Source organism: Pseudomonas sp. ChxA (assembly GCF_030263855.1).
GTDB lineage: Bacteria > Pseudomonadota > Gammaproteobacteria > Pseudomonadales > Pseudomonadaceae > Aquipseudomonas > Aquipseudomonas fluorescens_CB.
Window position 1 is genome coordinate 1 of record NZ_JARPMK010000002.1, and the last position, 17,906, is coordinate 17,906.

The following is a 17,906-nucleotide window of genomic DNA, read 5'->3' on the forward strand; positions in this document are numbered from 1 at the left end:
AAAGCATGGGTGCTGACATTGAGCGCGGCCAACACCTGACCGGAAGCGTCGTACACCGGCACGGCGATGGAGCGCAGGCCCTGTTCCAGCTCCTGGTCGACGATGCACCAGCCTTGTTGACGCACTTGTTGCAGGCATTCGAACAAGGCTTCGGGCGTGGTCAGGGTGCGGCTGGTCTTGGTTTGCAGGTCGGCGTGGTCGAGATAGTCCTTGAGCGAGGCATCGTCCAGCGCCGCCAGGAGGATGCGTCCCATCGATGTGCAATACGCCGGCAAACGCCCGCCCACCGACAGGTCCACCGAAATCAGGCGCTGGGTGGTGGCCGAGCGGGCGATATAAAGGATGTCGTCGCCTTCCAGGGTCGCCATGTTGCAGGCTTCGTGCAATTGCTCGCTCATGCGGTCCAGGTACGGCTGGGCCGATACGGCCAATGGCGTGGAGGACAAATAGGCATGCCCCAGGGTCAGAACCTTGGGCAGCAGTGAATAGGTGCGCCCATCGGTGGTGGCATAACCGAGTTTGATCAAGGTATGCAGGCAACGGCGCACCGCGGCACGCGGGATTTCGGTGCGATGGCTGATCTGGGCGATGGTCAGGTGGCGCTTGCGCTCCTGAAATGCCTGCACCACGGCCAGGCCGCGCGCCAGGGAGGTCATGAAGTCCGGATCACCGGTAAACGCCTGGATACGCTTGGCCGGTGAAGCCACGATCGGCGGCGCCACTGATGCGAAGGAGTTGCGCAATTGATCGTTCATTTCAAGGGTCCTTTCTCTTGTTTTCAACCGCTGGGAGGGTTGGCCGCCATTACAAGCCGCGCCGGCCGGGATGCACAAGGTGGCGCCCGTAACATTGGGCGATTATCGGACGACCATGCGATTATCGCAATTCTGCCAGTGGAACCCGACAGCCGGGCGGACCACTACAGTAACGCGCGGAACGCGCGAATGACTCACACCGTCATGTAACAAAAGTCTCACACGAAGTTGACGCTTTTTAACTTAATGCTGATAGTTTTATCCAAATGCGCCGCTATAATGCAGCTTGTGCAGAGGTCAGCCCGATTTCATTATCATCGGGAGTGGAGCTCACCAGGCGATGCGCGCTGCATGCATCACCGGTCACACATACCTGTTTATAAGATTTGGCCTTTGGCTCTTTTTCAAACTTGAATGGTTATACCGTTCAATTTTAAACCACCCGAGGACGACTTTCAGGCATGCCGCTGCACAGTCAATACACTCAACTTAATTAGGTAACACTGTGACGAAAGACGAACTGCGCGCGGAACTTGAGCGCCAGGAACAACGTTACAAGGACGTTTACGGCGGGGAAGTCACCACCTACGCCGCGCAACCTGAGCCGGAGCGCAAACCATGGCGCAAACGCGCCAGCTTGCTGGATCAGGCATTTGCCCAGGAAATCCAAAAGATTGAACAGGAACTCAAAACCGAAGAGCCATAAGCCCTTCACTCTGAGCTTCCAGGGTCTTGCTGTCTCTGCCGGCTCACCGCCGGCGGAGGGCACCTCGCATTGACTCACCATTGGTCAGCGCCCTACTGCTGCCAGCGAAATTTCATACAAATGTTTCAGACATGACGTTTGCATGACAAATCCGTGTCTTTTCGGCCCCATACTTTATAAATCAAAGACTTGCCAAAGCCCCGAAAACCCTGGGATGCACCGCTTTGCCGGGTGCTTTTTCAGTGAAGATTGTTACCGATGAGCAGCTAATGCATCGATTACTGAGGTTTTCTGGCATAATCGCGCCCCCTTACGACCGGGTCAGAAAACCTTCATGATCGATTTATTCAGCGGACTGGATGCTTGGGTTCTAGTGAGCCTGTTGCTCGCCCTGGCCTTTGTCCTCGCCTTCGAGTTCATCAATGGCTTTCATGACACCGCTAACGCGGTGGCCACAGTCATCTACACCAAAGCCATGCCGCCGCACCTGGCCGTGTTCTTCTCCGGGGTGTTCAACTTCCTCGGCGTGTTGCTCGGTGGTGTCGGCGTCGCCTACGCCATCGTGCACTTGCTGCCGGTGGAGTTGCTGATCAATGTGAACACCGGCCATGGCCTGGCAATGGTCTTCTCTTTATTGGCAGCGGCGATCACCTGGAACCTGGGCACCTGGTACTTCGGTATCCCGGCCTCCAGCTCCCATACCTTGATCGGTTCGATCCTCGGTGTCGGCCTGGCCAATGCCCTGATCAACGACATCCCCCTGGCTGACGGTGTGAACTGGCAGAAAGCCATCGATATCGGTGCTTCCCTGGTGTTCTCGCCGATGGCCGGTTTCCTGGTCGCAGCCTTGGTGCTGATCGGCCTGAAATGGTGGCGCCCACTGTCGAAAATGCACAAGACCCCGGACCAGCGCCGCAAGCTTGACGACAAGAAGCACCCACCGTTCTGGAACCGTCTGGTACTGGTGATCTCGGCCATGGCCGTGAGCTTCGTGCACGGCTCCAACGATGGCCAGAAAGGCATCGGCCTGATCATGCTGGTGCTCATCGGTATCGTACCGGCGCAGTTCGTACTCGACCTGGGCAGCACCACCTACCAGATTGAACGTACTCGCGATGCCACCGTGCATTTGAGCCAGTTCTACCAGCGCAACAACGCCACCCTCGGTGAGTTCCTGGCACTGGGCAAAAGCGTGAAGGACGACCTGCCGGGCAAGTTCCAGTGCAACCCGCAGCAGACCGAGCCGACTATCAATGCATTGATGGAAACCCTGAAAGGCGTTTCCGACTACCACTCGCTGACTGCCGAGCACCGCATTGAAGTGCGCCGCTACCTGCTGTGCCTGGACGACACCGCGAAGAAAGTCGGCAAGCTGCCGGGCCTGGAAGCGCGTGAGAAGTCCGACCTGGACAAGCTGCGTAAAGACTTGACCGCCACCACCGAGTACGCCCCGTTCTGGGTGATCCTCGCCGTCGCGCTGGCCCTGGGCCTGGGCACCATGGTGGGCTGGAAGCGTGTAGTACTGACCATCGGTGAGAAAATCGGCAAGCAGGGCATGACCTATGCCCAAGGCATGTCGGCGCAGATCACCACGGCGAGCATGATTGGCCTGGCCAACATCTTCAGCCTTCCGGTGTCGACTACCCACGTATTGTCGTCCGGTGTGGCCGGCACCATGGTCGCCAACAAAAGTGGCCTGCAAGGTGGCACGGTCAAGACCATCCTGATGGCCTGGGTGTTGACCTTGCCGGCAACCGTGGGCCTGTCGGCCGGGTTGTTCTGGCTGGCGTCCAAGGCGTTGGGTAGCTGATAGGCTGCGGCTGAAAAAGAAGGCGCGATCCTGATGAGGATCGCGCCTTTTTTTATCCCCAGATCGTTCCCACGCTCCGCGTGGGAATGCATCGGGTGACGCTCAGCGTCACAACTACAGGCGCGGGACGCAGAGCGTCCTCGGCGGCACTCCCACGCGGAGCGTGGGAACGATCACATACTAAATAAAGCCCAAAAAAAAGGGCGACCGAAGTCGCCCAAAATGCCTTGCGTGCTCATGTAACCCAGAAGAACTTACGGTTCTTTACGCTTATTAGCGTCCTTCCAGATAAAAATCCCAAACCCTACAAAAAACAGCACCATGAGGCTGACAGTCAGCACCCCGGCAAATACCACATTATCGAAAAACATGACCGGCCTCCTGCTCGTGCCCTGTTGCGATAGGGCTAAGTTAATGGAGAAGGCGGATTGGAAAATTGACGGGGATCAATGTCGCCCGCAACGGGGCGTAAAGAAGGGCAATAACTGACCTGCATCAATGGATGCAGGTTGTTTCAACGTTTTTTCGGTTTGTTCTTCGACTTCTTCTTGGTTTTGCCTAAAGGCATCGCTTGTTCAAATGCCTGGCGCACTTCGTTCAGGCGCTTGTCATTCAGGTCATGCACACGCTTGGCGCGTTCGGCATTCAGGTCAATCAGCTTGTCGTCATCACTCATGGCTTGGCATACGTCGTGGCGGGAATAGGCTAATAATGCGGCCTCCTCTGCCCGACGGCAAATCAGCGGGCGACAAAATGCAGGCCATCACCCAAAATCGGCGCACACACCCAACCCCGGAGACGCACTCAGGTGGCACTGCACAAGGACCTTCCACCCCTGCTGGCCCTGCGTGCCTTCGAGGCCGTGGCGCGCAACTTGAGTTTTATCAAGGCAGCAAAGGAGCTGTCAGTGACCCAGAGCGCTTTGAGCCATCAGGTCCATAAACTTGAAGAACACCTTGGCAAACCGCTGTTTATCCGACGCACCCGTGCGATTGATCTGACCGCCGACGGCCAACACTACTACGACGAAATCCGCCCGGCGCTCGACATGATCGCCGCCGCCACCCGCGCGCAAAAAGCCGCCCCCACGACCACGGTACTGCGGGTGGGCCTGCTGGCCTCCTTCGCCACGCTGTGGCTGGCCCCGCGCCTGGCAGGGTTTCTCAATCGTTATCCGCATATCCAAGTGGAGCTGCTGCCGGCGATTCAATTGGCAAACGTTGCTGCCGCCGAGGTCGACCTGGCCATCCGCTATGGCAAGGGCGACTGGCCCGATGTGCAGGCCACGCGCTTGATGGCGGAAGTCATCTCACCGGTGTGCAGCCCGGCCTTCAAGGCCAGCCAGTTGCATAATGGCGCGTTGTTGATGGCCACCTCGCACCGTCCATTCGAGTGGACGGATTGGTCGGCGCACTATCAGGTCAACCTCGACCAACACCCCCGCGTGATGCTGCACGATTACAACATCGTGGTCGAAGCCGCCGTGGCTGGCCAAGGCATCGCCATGGGCCGTCACCGCCTGATAGAGCGCAAGCTCAAGGACGGCAGCCTGGTGGAAGCTTTTGACTGGCCGCCCTATCACAGTGAAATCGGTTACTGGCTGATCGTGCCTCAAGGCCCTGCGAGCCAAGCGGTCGAATGCTTCAGTCAATGGTTGCAGGACACCTGCGCTGACGTATGAGCTATTTCGATACGTCGAGTGAGATCTATGCGTTTGTCGCCCATTGCTACAACAAACATGCTCAAACCTCTTAACTCCAGAGGTTCCAACATGAGCGACTCCATCCGCCAACGCGTACAAGCCCTTGGCCTGACGCTGCCAACTCCCAGCCAACCCGCAGCCAATTACATCAACCACGTCACCAGCCAGAACCAGCTGTTTATCTCCGGGCAAATTCCCATGCTCGACGGTAAACCTGCCTACATTGGCAGGTTGGGCGAATCCCTCAGCGATGAAGAAGGTGCCCAGGCAGCAGAGCTGGCGGCGTTGGGCTTGCTCGGCCAGTTAAGCGCTGCCGTCGGTGATGACCTGTCGCGTGTAGTGCGCATTCTCCGCTTGGGTGTGTTCATCGCCAGCAGCGGCGATTTCACGCGCCAGAGCGTGGTTGCCAACGGCGCCTCCAATCTGGTGGTCAATGCCCTGGGCGACAAAGGCCGGCACGTGCGCACCGCCGTTGGCGTTTCGAGCCTGCCCGCTGGCGTCGCCGTGGAGGTGGACGCAATTTTCGAGCTGCTGTCGTGAGCCCGCTGCAGGTCCAGCATCTGCGTGACGATACACCCGGCTGCCAATCGGGCCTCGTGCACTTCAACCATGCCGGCGCCTCGCTGCCGAGCCAAGCCACCCTCGACGCCATCATCGACCAGTTGCAACGCGAAGCCCGCGATGGCCCGATGGAGGCCGGCGAACATGGCGCGATCCTGGTGGAAAAAGCCCGGCGCGCAGCCGCGCAATTGCTCAATGCGCCCGCCTCCTCGATTGCCTTCGCCAGCAGCGGCTCAACCGCCTGGAGCCTGGCGTTCCAGGCCCTGGGGCCGTGGCAGCCGGGCGATCGCATCCTGGTCGGGCGCCATGAATGGGGCGGCAACTTGGCGAGTATGCAGTTGGCCGTGCAAGCGGGTGCCCGAGTGGAGGTCATTCCCTGCGATGCCACCGGCGCAGTGTGCCCATTGGCGCTGGAGGCGATGATTGATGCCAACGTCAAGCTGATCGACCTGACCTGGCTGCCGGCCAACGGCGGCCTGATCAACCCTGCCCAGGCCATCGGCGGAGTGGCCAGGCGCCACGCAATCCCCTACTTCATCGACGCCGGCCAAGCCGTCGGCCAGTTGCCGGTGGATGTGCAGGCGTTGCACTGCGACGTACTCAAGTCAGCCGGGCGCAAACACCTGCGCGGGCCGCGTGGCACGGCGCTGCTATATGTGCGAGCGGACTTTCTGCAACGCCTGAACCCGGCCCAGCGCGACGTGTTCTCGGCGCCCTGGACTGCTGAAGGGTTCGACCTGCGTAGCGATGCCCGCCGCTTTGAAACCAGTGAAGTGTCCTACGCCTTATTGGCGGGCTTGGGCAATGCGCTGCAGGAAATTAACCGACTGGGCGTGGAGCAGACGTGGGCAAGGGTCTTGCAGCTCAGCGGACAAATCCGCGACGCGCTGCGTCAGATTCCGGGCGTTTCCCTGCACGATCTGGGCACGCTTCACTCAGGACTGATCGCCTTTAACCTCGCCGGCTGGGAGGCGTTTGAACTCAAGCGCAGGCTGGGATTAAAGCGCATCAACATCGGCGCCAATGGTGTGGCCTACACGCCTCTGGATATGCAGGCGCGGGGGCTTACAAGCATTGCGCGGGTGTCTGTCAGCCCGCTCAACACCGAGCACGACATCGAGTTGCTGATCGCCGCGCTGCGCGAGTTGCGCGATTAAACCTCGACGTCCACCCACAAACCCTGGCGCGGCGCGTCTTCGATCAGCGGCGCCACCGGCACCGTGTTGTCGGCGTTGAGTTCATCGCCGGGGATCGCCAGATGCGCCTCGGGGTCTTCATCCGCTTCGCGCCGGCGTTTGTGCTGTTCTTGCTGACGACGTTGTTCTTCGCGCAGTAAAAAAGTCGACTGCTCGGCATCGCCCTTTTTCAGATCGATGGTGCTTTCGTTGGAACCGGCCTGCACGGGCACCACGGGCGGGATATCCGGCTTCTGGCGCACCGGATCAAGCTGTGACGTAACCGGCACAACACTCAGGGGCAGTATGGGTGGCAGCATGGTTTTTAGTCTCCTATTCAGCAGACTGTCGGCTGCGGGAGGGGCGACTTGAGCGTCAAGCCCCCAACTTGTGAACCAATCGTCATCTATCCGACGAACATATCGCCCTTTTTCTTGCCGCTTGTAGCTTAAAGCTTGAAGCTGCACCTATTCCTTTTGGTCTGGAAGCCGTGTTCCGTTAGAATAGTCGGCTTTTTCACGGCGGGAGTCAGGCAGCATGGCGCAGCAGTATCAACCGGGGCAACGCTGGATTAGTGACAGCGAAGCAGAGCTGGGGTTAGGCACCGTTCTGGCACAGGACGGGCGCTTGTTGACCGTGCTCTATCCGGCCACTGGCGACACTCGTCAGTATGCGCTACGGAATGCGCCCCTCACTCGTGTGAGGTTTTCGCCGGGTGACAGCATCACCCATTTCGAAGGCTGGAAAATGACCGTACAGGAAGTCGACGACGTCGATGGCCTGCTGGTCTACCACGGCCTCAATGGGCAGAACGAGCAGGTCACCCTGCCGGAAACCCAACTGTCGAACTTCATCCAGTTCCGCCTGGCCAGCGACCGTCTGTTCGCCGGGCAGATCGACCCGCTGGCCTGGTTCTCGCTGCGCTATCACACGCTGGAACACACCAGCCGTCAGTTGCAATCCTCGCTATGGGGCCTGGGCGGCGTGCGTGCGCAACCTATTGCTCACCAACTGCACATCGCCCGCGAAGTCGCTGACCGTATCGCGCCACGGGTATTGCTGGCCGACGAAGTGGGCCTGGGCAAGACCATCGAAGCGGGCCTGGTGATCCATCGCCAACTGCTGTCGGGTCGCGCCAACCGCGTGCTGATCCTGGTACCGGAAAACCTGCAACACCAGTGGCTGGTGGAGATGCGCCGCCGTTTTAACCTGCAGGTTGCGCTGTTCGACGAAGAACGTTTTATCGAAAGCGATGCCACCAACCCATTCGAAGACACCCAGCTGGCGTTGGTAGCCCTGGAATGGCTGGTGGACGACGAGAAGGCTCAGGACGCGCTGTTCGCCGCCGGCTGGGACCTGCTGGTAGTCGACGAAGCCCACCACTTGGTGTGGCATGAAGAAAAAGCCAGCCCGGAATACGCGCTGGTCGAGCAACTGGCCGAAGTGATCCCAGGCGTGTTGCTGCTCACCGCCACCCCGGAACAACTGGGCCAGGACAGCCACTTCGCGCGCCTGCGCCTGTTGGACCCGAACCGCTTCCACGACCTGCACGCCTTCCGCGCCGAAAGCGAGAACTATCGCCCGGTAGCCGAAGCCGTGCAGGAGTTGCTGGACAAGGGCCGCCTGTCGCCAAAAGCGCACAAAACCATCCAGGGTTTCCTCGGCGACGAAGGTGAAGCACTGCTGAGCGCCGTCAACGATGGCGACACCGAAGCCAGCGCACGCCTGGTGCGTGAGCTGCTCGACCGCCACGGCACCGGCCGCGTGCTGTTCCGTAACACCCGCGCCGCCGTGCAGGGTTTCCCGGAGCGCAAGCTGCACGCTTACCCGCTGCCGAACCCGGACGAATACCTCGAACTGCCGCTGGGCGAACACGCCGAGCTGTACCCGGAAGTCAGCTTCCAGTCGCAGCCGGATGTTGAAGAAGAAAACCGCTGGTGGCGCTTCGACCCACGGGTCGAGTGGCTGATCGACCAGCTGAAAATGCTCAAGCGCACCAAAGTGTTGGTGATCTGCGCCCACGCCGAAACCGCCATGGACCTGGAAGACGCCCTGCGCGTGCGCTCCGGCATCCCGGCCACGGTGTTCCACGAGGGCATGAACATCCTCGAGCGTGACCGCGCCGCTGCCTACTTCGCAGACGAAGAGTTCGGCGCCCAGGTGCTGATCTGCTCGGAAATCGGCAGTGAAGGCCGCAACTTCCAGTTCTCCCACCACTTGGTGCTGTTCGACCTGCCGTCCCACCCCGACCTGCTGGAACAGCGGATCGGCCGTCTGGACCGAATCGGCCAGAAGCATGTGATCGAACTGCACGTGCCGTACCTGGAAACCAGCCCGCAAGAGCGCCTGTTCCAGTGGTACCACGAAGCGCTGAACGCGTTCCTCAACACCTGCCCGACCGGCAACGCCTTGCAGCATCAGTTCGGCCCGCGCCTGCTGCCGCTGCTGGAAAACGCCGACGACGGCGAGTGGCAAGCCTTGATCGATGAAGCCCGTGCCGAGCGCGAGCGTCTGGAACAGGAGCTGCACACTGGTCGCGACCGCTTGCTGGAGCTCAACTCCGGCGGCGCGGGTGAAGGCGATGCGCTGGTGGAAGACATTCTTGAGCAAGACGACCAGTTCGCCCTGCCGATCTACATGGAAACCCTGTTCGACGCCTTCGGTATCGACAGCGAAGACCATTCGGAAAACGCACTGATCCTCAAGCCCAGCGAAAAAATGCTCGACGCCAGCTTCCCCTTGGGCGACGACGAAGGTGTGACCATCACCTACGACCGTAACCAGGCGCTGTCGCGCGAAGACATGCAGTTCATCACCTGGGAACACCCGATGGTGCAAGGCGGCATGGACCTGGTGCTGTCCGGCTCGATGGGCAACACCGCCGTGGCGCTGATCAAGAACAAGGCGCTCAAGCCGGGCACCGTGTTGCTGGAACTGCTCTACGTCAGCGAAGTGGTTGCACCGCGCTCGCTGCAACTGGGCCGTTACCTGCCGCCGGCAGCGCTGCGCTGCCTGCTGGATGCCAATGGCAATGACCTGTCCGGTCGTGTGTCGTTTGAAACGTTGAACGACCAGCTGGAAAGCGTGCCACGCGCCAGTGCCAACAAGTTCGTGCAGGCCCAGCGCGATCAGCTCACGCCGCGCATCAATGCTGGCGAAGAAAAGATCACCCCGCGTCACGCCGAGCGTGTGGCCGAGGCCAAACGCCGTCTGGCAGCCGACACCGACGAAGAACTGGCGCGCCTGACCGCGTTGCAAGCGGTCAACCCGACCGTGCGCGACAGCGAGCTGGTGGCCCTGCGCAACCAGCGCGAGCAAGGCCTGGCCATGCTCGACAAGGCGGCGCTGCGGTTGGAAGCGATTCGGGTGTTGGTGGCGGGTTGATCGGCATTTGAGTTAAAAAAAGGCCCGCGCAATGCGGGCCTTTGATCGTTCCCACGCTGATCGTTCCCACGCTCTGCGTGGGAATGCAGCCACAGACGCTCCGCGTTCCAAAGCATGACGCAGAGCGTCACAGGATGCATTCCCACGCGGAGCGTGGGAACGATCACCCGTGGGAGCTTGGCGTCACCACGATCAAGCTACAGCGGCAGCAGCAGGCACCTCTACCGCCCCCAACCCATCCTTCATCTTCTTGGCATCGCGCACAAAACTGCGCGAGGCCTGGAACAGAAACAGCATGGTCAAAAACAGCGCCACCGGAATCAGGTACATCGCGTCGTGCAACCCCACCGCTTTATACGCCTCGGTCATCTGCGCAGCCCCATCGGCGTACATCGCCGAATGGGCAAAATGGTCGGACAGGCCGCCCACCACCACCGGCCCCATGCCACCGCCGAGCAAGTACAAGCCGGCAAAAAACAGCGCCATCGCCGTGGCGCGCAAGCGCGGCTCAACCACGTCTTGAATGGCCGTGTACACGCAGGTGTAGAAGTTATAGGCGAACAACCAGCCCACACTGAACAGCGCCACAAACACGCCAATCTCAATGCGCCCCGCATGCAAGGCCCAGGCAGTGGTGATGGTCGAGATAATCAAACTGCATGCAGCAAACAGCAGCCGGCCGTTGGCGATCCGCTGATGGATCTTGTCGGCAATCCAGCCGCCCAGGGTCAGGCCCACCAGCCCGGTGATGCCGACGATCACGCCGGTGGCCACCGCGGCGTCCTGCAACGGCATCAGGAAATAACGCTGCAACATCGGCACCAGGAATGAGTTGCACGCATAGGTGGCGAAGTTAAAGCACAACCCGGCCAGCACCAGCCACAGAAAGGTCGGCACCGCCAGGACACGACGAATCGGGCGGTCTACACGCTCCTGGGAGACCTGCACGGTTTCCGCCGCGCCGCGCTTGGGTTCCTTGATATAGAACATGAAGATCGCGAGGATCAGCCCCGGCACGGCGGCGATAAAGAACGGTGCGCGCCAGCTGTCGAACGCCTTGACCATCGCGCCAATGGTGAAGAACGCCAGCAGCAGGCCCAACGGCAGGCCCAGCATGAAAATGCCCATGGCGCGGGCGCGGCGGTGCGCGGGAAACAGGTCGCCGATCAGCGAATTGGCCGCCGGCGCATAGCTGGCTTCACCGATGCCGATGCCCATGCGCACCAGCAGAAAGGTCCAGAAGCTGCCGACCATGCCGTTAACCGCCGTCAGCCCGCTCCAGGCAAACAGGCCCCAACCCATCAGCTTGCTACGTGAACCGGTATCGGCCAAGCGCCCGAGCGGCAGGCCGGCGATGGCGTAGACGATGGTGAAGGCGGTGCCGATGATGCCGAGCTGGAAGTCGCTCAAGTGCCATTCCATGCGGATTGGCTCGATGATGATGGCGGGAATGGTGCGGTCGAAAAAATTGAACAGGTTGGCGAGGAACAGCAGGAACAGAATGCGCCAGGCATTCGCCGCTTGGGTCGAGTTCTGCATGGGTCCGTCTCTTTTATTGTTATGAGAGCTGCGATGCCCGATGCATCCTGCCCGGTACCTGCAACATAATCAGGCCAGGCACACTTGTCTGTAATGATTCGTAAAGCTGATAGGGCATGATTTCACCCGCAACCACGGGACTTTCCCTACGAAAATATAAGTTCTCGCCCCCCTTCCCAACCGCCATGGCACGGATAGAATGGCGAGCCTTCCGTAACACCCACATCCTACTTTTCTTATCGATGACGCCCATGTCCGAAGCCAGTCCGTGTCTGAGTTGCGGTGCCTGCTGTTCACACTTTCGTGTGTCTTTCTTCTGGGGCGAGTGCGCCTCATCGGGCGGCACGGTGCCCGATGACTTGGTGGTGCAGATCAACCCCACACGCGTGGCGATGATTGGTACTGACCAGAAACCCGCCAGGTGTTGCAGCCTTGAGGGTGAGGTCGGCAAGGGCACCCGTTGCACCATCTATGAACAACGCTCGAGCCCCTGCCGGGAGTTCGACGCGTCGTGGAGCCAGGGCGAACACAACGTCGATTGCGATACCGCACGCGCCGCCTTTGGCCTGCCGCCGCTAGAGGCACCTTTTGAACTGGAGCTGCCGATCAGCGCTTAGCATCAAACGCTATGGCGGGCATGCCAAAATGGTTGAGAGCAAAGTGCCATTATCCCTGGCAAATCCCGCGAGGCTTCTATACTCGACTTCATAGGTCATCGCCGTAGGCTGTGACGTGACGCTATGACGGGGCTTGCTATGGAATGGCTGGGTCTGCATTTTTTTACCGACCTGCCAGAGAACGGGCATTTATTACTCAATTGCAGTCATAACCCGTTCCTGGTGCTACTGGCGTATCTGGTTGCTTGCGCAGCCGGCTTCGGCACGCTGGACATGGCTGAGCGCGTCGGCCATGTCGAAGACCCTACCGCCCGCCGGCATTGGCGCTGGCTGGGAGCGGGTTGCCTGGCGGGTGGCATCTGGTCGACCCACTTCATCAGCATGCTGGCCTTCCAGGCGCCTATCGCCATTCATTATGAATTGATCATGACGTTCGCCTCGCTGGTGATCGCCTTGATCGCTTCGCTGTTCGCCATGCAAACCCTCAGTCATACCCACCTGCGCTTCCATCAATACCTGCTGGCATCGGTATGGATGGGCCTGGGTATCGCGTTGATGCATTACGTCGGCATGTCGGCCATGCGCTCCCAGGCCGATGTGTACTTCGCAACCGACTTGTTCCTGGCCTCGGTGGCGATTGCCATCGGCGCCAGCCTGGCCGCGCTGTTGCTGTCGAGCTACCTGCGCACCGGCTCCGGCGTGTTTCATCAGTTGCTCAAATACGCCGCCAGCCTGGTGCTGGGCGCCGGCATCCTGAGCATGCACTTCACCGGCATGGCCGCCATGCAAATGCTGGTGCCGGCCGGCGCTGACCTCGCATTACCCCTGGATAACAACCCGATTCAACTGGGCCTGTCGGTGGCCGTGATCACCTTGCTGGTGATCGGCAGCAGCGTCAGCGCTGCCCTCGCCGACAAAAAACTGCAGCACAAGGAGCGCGACCTGCGCCGGGTCAATGCCTTGCTCAGTGAGCTGGACCAAGCCCGCGCCTCACTGCAACAAGTGGCGCACTTCGATGCGCTGACCAGCCTGCTCAACCGTCGTGGCTTCAATCAGATCTTTGCAGAAAAAGTCGCCGAAAAAACCGCCAGTAACGGCATGATGGCGGTGATCTTCCTCGATATCGACCACTTCAAGCGCATCAATGACAGCCTCGGCCACGATGCCGGCGACCAACTGCTCACCGTGCTGGCCGGACATATCAAGGGCTCGGTACGCAGCCATGAAGATGTGGTCGCGCGGTTTGGCGGCGATGAGTTCTGCATCCTGATCAACATTCACCATCGCGACGAAGCGCGGCACCTGGCCCAGCGCATCATGCAAAAAATGAAAGAGCCGATCGAACTGGCCGGGCGGCGCATGGTGATGACCACCAGCATTGGCATCAGCCTGTTCCCCGATGACGGGCTAACCTGCGAAGAGTTGCTTAAAACCGCTGACCTGGCGCTGTACCAGTCCAAGGACGCGGGGCGCAACAGCCTGAACTTCTTCAGCTCCAACCTTAAAACCCGCGCCTTCCTTGAGCTGCAACTGGAAGAGGAGTTGCGCGCCGCGCTGCGCGGCCGCAACGAATTGGTGCTGTTCTACCAACCGATCTTCGACATGAAACTGGGCAAGGTTACCCGCTTGGAGGCGCTGGTGCGCTGGCAGCATCCACAACATGGGTTGTTGGCGCCGGACCGGTTTATCGGTATCGCCGAAAACAACGGATTGATTGCCGAACTCGACCACTGGGTATTGCGTCAGGCCTGTCACGATTTGAGCCTGTTGTCTGATCGCGGTTACACCGAGCTGACCATGGCCGTGAACTGCTCGGCCTTGAACCTGGCCCGTGACGAACTGGCCGATGAGATCGAGGCCGCCCTGCGTTTTGCCGGGATCACCGCCAGCCGCCTGGAACTGGAAGTCACTGAAAACGCGCTGATGGGCAATATCAGCAGCACCCTGGCGCTGTTGCGCCAGATCCGCGCCTTGGGCGTTTCGCTGGCCATTGATGATTTCGGCACCGGGTATTCATCCCTCGCCTACCTCAAGCGCCTGCCGCTCAATACCCTGAAGATCGACCGGTCGTTTATCCAGGACATCCCCAAGTCCACCGCCGATGTCGAGATCGTGCAGGCGATCATCGGCATGGCCCACACCCTGCATTTGCAGGTGGTCACCGAAGGTGTGGAAACCCAGGCGCAATTTGAACTGCTGCTCAAGCACGGCTGCGACTATATACAGGGGTACCTGCTGAGCCCGGCGGTGCCATTGAGCGATGTGGTGGGTGTGATCCAGGGCATCCAGATGCGTAACCCGCTCTACCCGTTCAGCGTCGAGGGCAATAAAGACGCCCTCACGCCTAAAGATACAGCCGCAGGCCGTATCGGGCCGCCGTCCATTGTCAGGCCAATTCGCTGACGCCGAAATTTTGGCATTTAGCCATCATCCGCCTAAAGAACGCCGACGAACGGCCGATTCATCAGAGTCCGGCGCCGATTCCCTTTGAAAACCAAAGGTTAAACCCGCGCGTCCCGGACTCAGACGCACTGTAAAGTCGCGAACTCTCATTCAGTGATGGCGCCTGGATTTTTTGGGCCGTCCGTCCAGGTACATGGCGCCCAATGACTTCCAAAAATAATGCTGTCTCCGAGATTAGCGACGTATTGCCGACCGCTCCTGCCGAGAAACCCTCAAGCACCAAGTCATTGAGCAGCGCCCGACCGCTGTCTACCCAGCAATACCTGTACTTCACCGAAACCAATACCGACCGCATCCTCGATAACCTCGACGGCCTGCGCGACATGGTGTTCCCGCGCCCGCCCCAATCCGAAGGCGACGCTGAAACGCGCAGCGAGCAGGAATTCCCCTCGGTGTGCCTGATCGGCCTGGGCCGCTGCGGTTCGAACATCGCGCTGGACGTGGCGGAGTTGGTGTACAACGCGCGCAAGTTCTACCTCAATGAATTCAGCACCGAAGATAAATCGACAGACAAGGGCTACAGCCCCGCCCAATGGATCCGCAACAACCTGCGCCTGGGCGGCGGCAAGGCCACCAAGCCGGTGTTCCTGGTGGAACCGTTGGTGATGCTGGGCGACCTGGACAAGGACATTGCCGGGCGCATCCGCTTCTCGCGCAAGGGTGAAAAAAGCGGCTTCCTGCGCGACTACAGCAAGATGAAGATCATGGATCTCTCGGAGGTCCACGCAGGTGGCGCTGGTAACGCGCCGATCCTCGGCCAGTACTTGGCCAAGATCATCCTCAACAAAGACACCCAGCGTTTTTCCAGCCCCGACTGGAAGATGATTCACTCGTACCTGATCGATTCCTGCGGTATCAAGGCCAACCAGTCGCGCCTGTATTTTTCGATCTTCAGCGCCGGCGGCGGTACGGGTTCGGGCATGGCCTCGGAGTTCGGCCTGGCCCAGCAACATTCGTACATGAACAAGACCTTCGACACCAAGCCCGCCGACGAGCACGACAGCAAAAGCGGCCATGCCTTTGTGTTCGAGCCAATCTTCACCAGCGGCATTTGCGTGCTGCCGAATATCTCTGACCACCGCAGCGAAATGTCCGAGGCGCTGCACATCAACGCCGGACGGTTGCTGTGCAAATACCTGTCGGAAGAGTGGGATTTTTCATACAACTTCGACAACGAAGACAGCAGCGAAGCCAGTGTAAAAGGCCGTATTCGGCCGTGGAACGCGATGATGCTGATCTCCAACGACATCATGCGTTATGCCGAAGAGAGCGATGACGGCAATATCCAGAACATTGACGTCAATGCCATGGAAAAACACGCCAACCAGTACATCTCCCAACAGATCTTCAACATCCTCACCGCCCAGGCGGTGACCACCGATTACGACCAGAACTACTTCCGGCGCGCCGGCATCGATATCGGCGAAACCATCCGCCTGGACGCCAACGACCTGTTCATGAGCCTGGCCGGGCCGGTGGCAATTGCCTACGCCGAATCGGTGGTGCCAGAAACCCCGGCGCCCTCGGGCGACAAGTTCAAGGTGTTCGATAAAGAGCCGCAGCGCCTGAATATCGACGACCTGTTTTTCCGCTCCATCGACCTGCCGCACTTCAATAAGGTCACCCAGGCCATCGAAGGCATCAGCCTGTTGCCGATCGAGTCCAAGCGTTACAAGGCGTCCCTGGAGCAATACAAGAACTCCGGCTATGACGCGGCGGCGCTGCATGACCTGCACTTTTTCAAGAACTGCTCGTCGGTGGTCTCGATTGTGTCGTTGCCCAAGGATTACAAGCTGTCCTACATGGACCTCAACCGGCTCAAGACCCACCTCAACAGCCTGTTTCCCAATACCACGCTCAAGCGTTATGCGCTGGTCATCGGCGCCTCGGCCAACTTGTCGCTGACCACACTGATCGCCAAGAGCCCGTGCCTGTCGGATGATTTTTTGACCTTGATCGTGGCGTTTATCAAGCGCTGCTTTGCGCGTAACCCGTACCGGTTTGACGAGACACTGGACAACTCGATACTGGACTTCATCATCCATGAGGACTTCGATGAAAACCGCATCGATGAGCTGCTCAATGAGTTTGAAAACCCGGCGAAGATTCTCGATACCAACTGGTACGCGATCAAGCCGATGTATGAGAAGAAGTACCGCGAATTGATCAACGACAAGGACAAGTTTGTGTCGATCAACGATATTCGCCTGTCACGGGATTGCGTGAAGAAGGCGATCAAGTACTTGCGCGAGATTTACCGCCACCGGATCGGCAAGACCAAGGTAATTTCGTTGAATAACCATACCGGCAAGACCGCCTAGACCGAGTCGCCTTCATCGCAGGCAAGCCAGCTCCCACACTTGGAATGCATTTCAAATGTGGGAGCTGGCTTGCCTGCGATGAAGGCTGGCATAACGACAAAAATCCGGGGCTTTGCCACACCCGGAAACAATTCCCCCGATGTTCCGCCCGCTTTAAAACTGTTCCCGTGACGCTTACGTCACCGTCACCTGTGACCTTTCTCTACGGCAAGATGCCATCACGGCGCCAGCGGTTACTCCGCTACACACTTGCCCGACGAAAAAATACGCACCTTTATAGCGCAGGCCTTTCTTGCGCTGCCCGTTCCTGGATCAGAATCCACGGCGAAACCACCACCGCCCACAGGCTTGGATCGCGCTCAACCAGGTCCAATGCCCGCGTCGCAGACACTTCGCCAAGGCTCCCTGCGGCCAGCCACCCAGCGACTTTGTCGCGGTTATCCGTGGCCATTCCTTCGGCCGCTTCGATCAAATCCAGGCCGGCGTCGACCCACAATAGGGCACCCTTGGCAAAGAACGGTTCAAGCTCCTTCCAGGAAATTTCGGCGGTTTCACCGAGCAGCTTGGCATAGAGGGTGCTAGGTTCTTGCGTCATGGGAATTCACCTGAATAAAAAATCGGCGCAATCATAGCGTCAGGCGTCAGGCAGAAAAACCCAGTTGCAAATGAGGCACCGAACGAAAGTGTCAGGAAAGCCAAGGATTGCCTGAAACTCTGGCATCAGCCCGCCGCAATTCTGTCTTTTTCTTTCATTAAAGCGACATACCCAAGGTTTGCCCCCAGCAGCCAGCTTTTCAAGCGATGAACCGGCGCTCTACACTGTACCGGTACAGTTGCCAGGGCAATGCCGGGGGGATATCCGCGATATCTGAT

General features: G+C 59.4%; 15 protein-coding genes. 9 read left to right on the forward strand and 6 right to left on the reverse strand.

Annotation, left to right across the window (positions count from 1 at the left end):
• The coding region (pcaR, locus tag P5706_RS25685; RefSeq protein ID WP_285682868.1) for a pca regulon transcriptional regulator PcaR at nucleotides 1-755 on the reverse strand (755 nt) is incomplete at its 3' end.
• A gap of 505 nt (nucleotides 756-1,260) precedes the next feature.
• Between pcaR and P5706_RS25690 the strand changes: the two genes are divergently transcribed.
• Together P5706_RS25690 and P5706_RS25695 are read left to right on the forward strand one after the other, a co-directional pair.
• Nucleotides 1,261-1,461, forward strand: coding sequence for a hypothetical protein (locus P5706_RS25690; RefSeq protein ID WP_003189295.1), 201 nt, complete (start codon nucleotides 1,261-1,263; stop codon nucleotides 1,459-1,461).
• A gap of 334 nt (nucleotides 1,462-1,795) precedes the next feature.
• Entirely contained in the window at nucleotides 1,796-3,271 is a 1,476-nt protein-coding gene (locus P5706_RS25695) for an inorganic phosphate transporter (protein ID WP_138816395.1), read from the forward strand.
• 254 nt (nucleotides 3,272-3,525) lie between these two features.
• Here P5706_RS25695 and ccoM read toward each other — a convergent pair whose 3' ends face one another.
• Entirely contained in the window at nucleotides 3,526-3,642 is a 117-nt protein-coding gene (ccoM, locus tag P5706_RS25700) for a cytochrome c oxidase subunit CcoM (protein WP_017137226.1), read from the reverse strand.
• Between the two features lie 143 nt (nucleotides 3,643-3,785).
• Entirely contained in the window at nucleotides 3,786-3,947 is a 162-nt protein-coding gene (locus tag P5706_RS25705) for a hypothetical protein (RefSeq protein ID WP_164484814.1), read from the reverse strand.
• Between the two features lie 132 nt (nucleotides 3,948-4,079).
• On the opposite strand from P5706_RS25705, the gene P5706_RS25710 reads away from it, so the two are divergent.
• The 3 genes from P5706_RS25710 (at nucleotide 4,080) to P5706_RS25720 (ending at nucleotide 6,691) form a co-directional block, all read left to right on the forward strand.
• A complete protein-coding gene (locus tag P5706_RS25710) occupies nucleotides 4,080-4,952 on the forward strand; it encodes a LysR substrate-binding domain-containing protein (RefSeq protein ID WP_200433466.1) in 873 nt (290 codons plus the stop codon).
• Between the two features lie 90 nt (nucleotides 4,953-5,042).
• Complete coding sequence (locus P5706_RS25715) at nucleotides 5,043-5,513, forward strand: RidA family protein (protein WP_200433465.1); 471 nt, start codon at nucleotides 5,043-5,045, stop codon at nucleotides 5,511-5,513.
• A complete protein-coding gene (locus tag P5706_RS25720) occupies nucleotides 5,510-6,691 on the forward strand; it encodes an aminotransferase class V-fold PLP-dependent enzyme (RefSeq protein ID WP_285682873.1) in 1,182 nt (393 codons plus the stop codon). Before P5706_RS25715 ends, P5706_RS25720 begins: the two co-directional genes overlap by 4 nt.
• Here the strand turns inward: P5706_RS25720 and P5706_RS25725 are convergent.
• Nucleotides 6,688-7,029: an aspartate-semialdehyde dehydrogenase gene (locus P5706_RS25725; RefSeq protein ID WP_200433463.1), complete on the reverse strand. Its 342-nt coding sequence runs from the start codon at nucleotides 7,027-7,029 to the stop codon at nucleotides 6,688-6,690. The two genes, P5706_RS25720 and P5706_RS25725, sit on opposite strands and share 4 nt — an antisense overlap.
• A 217-nt stretch (nucleotides 7,030-7,246) precedes the next feature.
• Between P5706_RS25725 and rapA the strand changes: the two genes are divergently transcribed.
• Entirely contained in the window at nucleotides 7,247-10,093 is a 2,847-nt protein-coding gene (gene rapA, locus P5706_RS25730) for an RNA polymerase-associated protein RapA (protein WP_285682876.1), read from the forward strand.
• Between the two features lie 192 nt (nucleotides 10,094-10,285).
• On the opposite strand, the gene P5706_RS25735 is transcribed toward rapA, so the two are convergent.
• Entirely contained in the window at nucleotides 10,286-11,632 is a 1,347-nt protein-coding gene (locus P5706_RS25735) for a spinster family MFS transporter (RefSeq protein WP_200433461.1), read from the reverse strand.
• A gap of 251 nt (nucleotides 11,633-11,883) precedes the next feature.
• Between P5706_RS25735 and P5706_RS25740 the strand changes: the two genes are divergently transcribed.
• The 3 genes from P5706_RS25740 to P5706_RS25750 all read left to right on the forward strand — a co-directional run bounded on the left by P5706_RS25740 (nucleotide 11,884) and on the right by P5706_RS25750 (nucleotide 17,033).
• The gene (locus P5706_RS25740; RefSeq protein ID WP_200433460.1) at nucleotides 11,884-12,249 is read left to right on the forward strand and encodes a YkgJ family cysteine cluster protein; all 366 of its coding nucleotides are present in this window, start codon (nucleotides 11,884-11,886) and stop codon (nucleotides 12,247-12,249) included.
• Between the two features lie 138 nt (nucleotides 12,250-12,387).
• Entirely contained in the window at nucleotides 12,388-14,652 is a 2,265-nt protein-coding gene (locus P5706_RS25745; RefSeq protein ID WP_200433459.1) for a putative bifunctional diguanylate cyclase/phosphodiesterase, read from the forward strand.
• A gap of 203 nt (nucleotides 14,653-14,855) precedes the next feature.
• Nucleotides 14,856-17,033, forward strand: a complete 2,178-nt coding sequence (locus P5706_RS25750) for a hypothetical protein (RefSeq protein ID WP_285682879.1) — start codon at nucleotides 14,856-14,858, stop codon at nucleotides 17,031-17,033.
• A 274-nt stretch (nucleotides 17,034-17,307) separates the two neighbouring features.
• On the opposite strand, the gene P5706_RS25755 is transcribed toward P5706_RS25750, so the two are convergent.
• Nucleotides 17,308-17,628 carry a DUF2288 domain-containing protein gene (locus P5706_RS25755; protein ID WP_285682881.1) on the reverse strand — a complete coding sequence of 107 codons (321 nt, stop codon included), beginning with the start codon at nucleotides 17,626-17,628 and terminating at the stop codon, nucleotides 17,308-17,310.
• Nucleotides 17,629-17,906 lie beyond the last annotated feature (278 nt).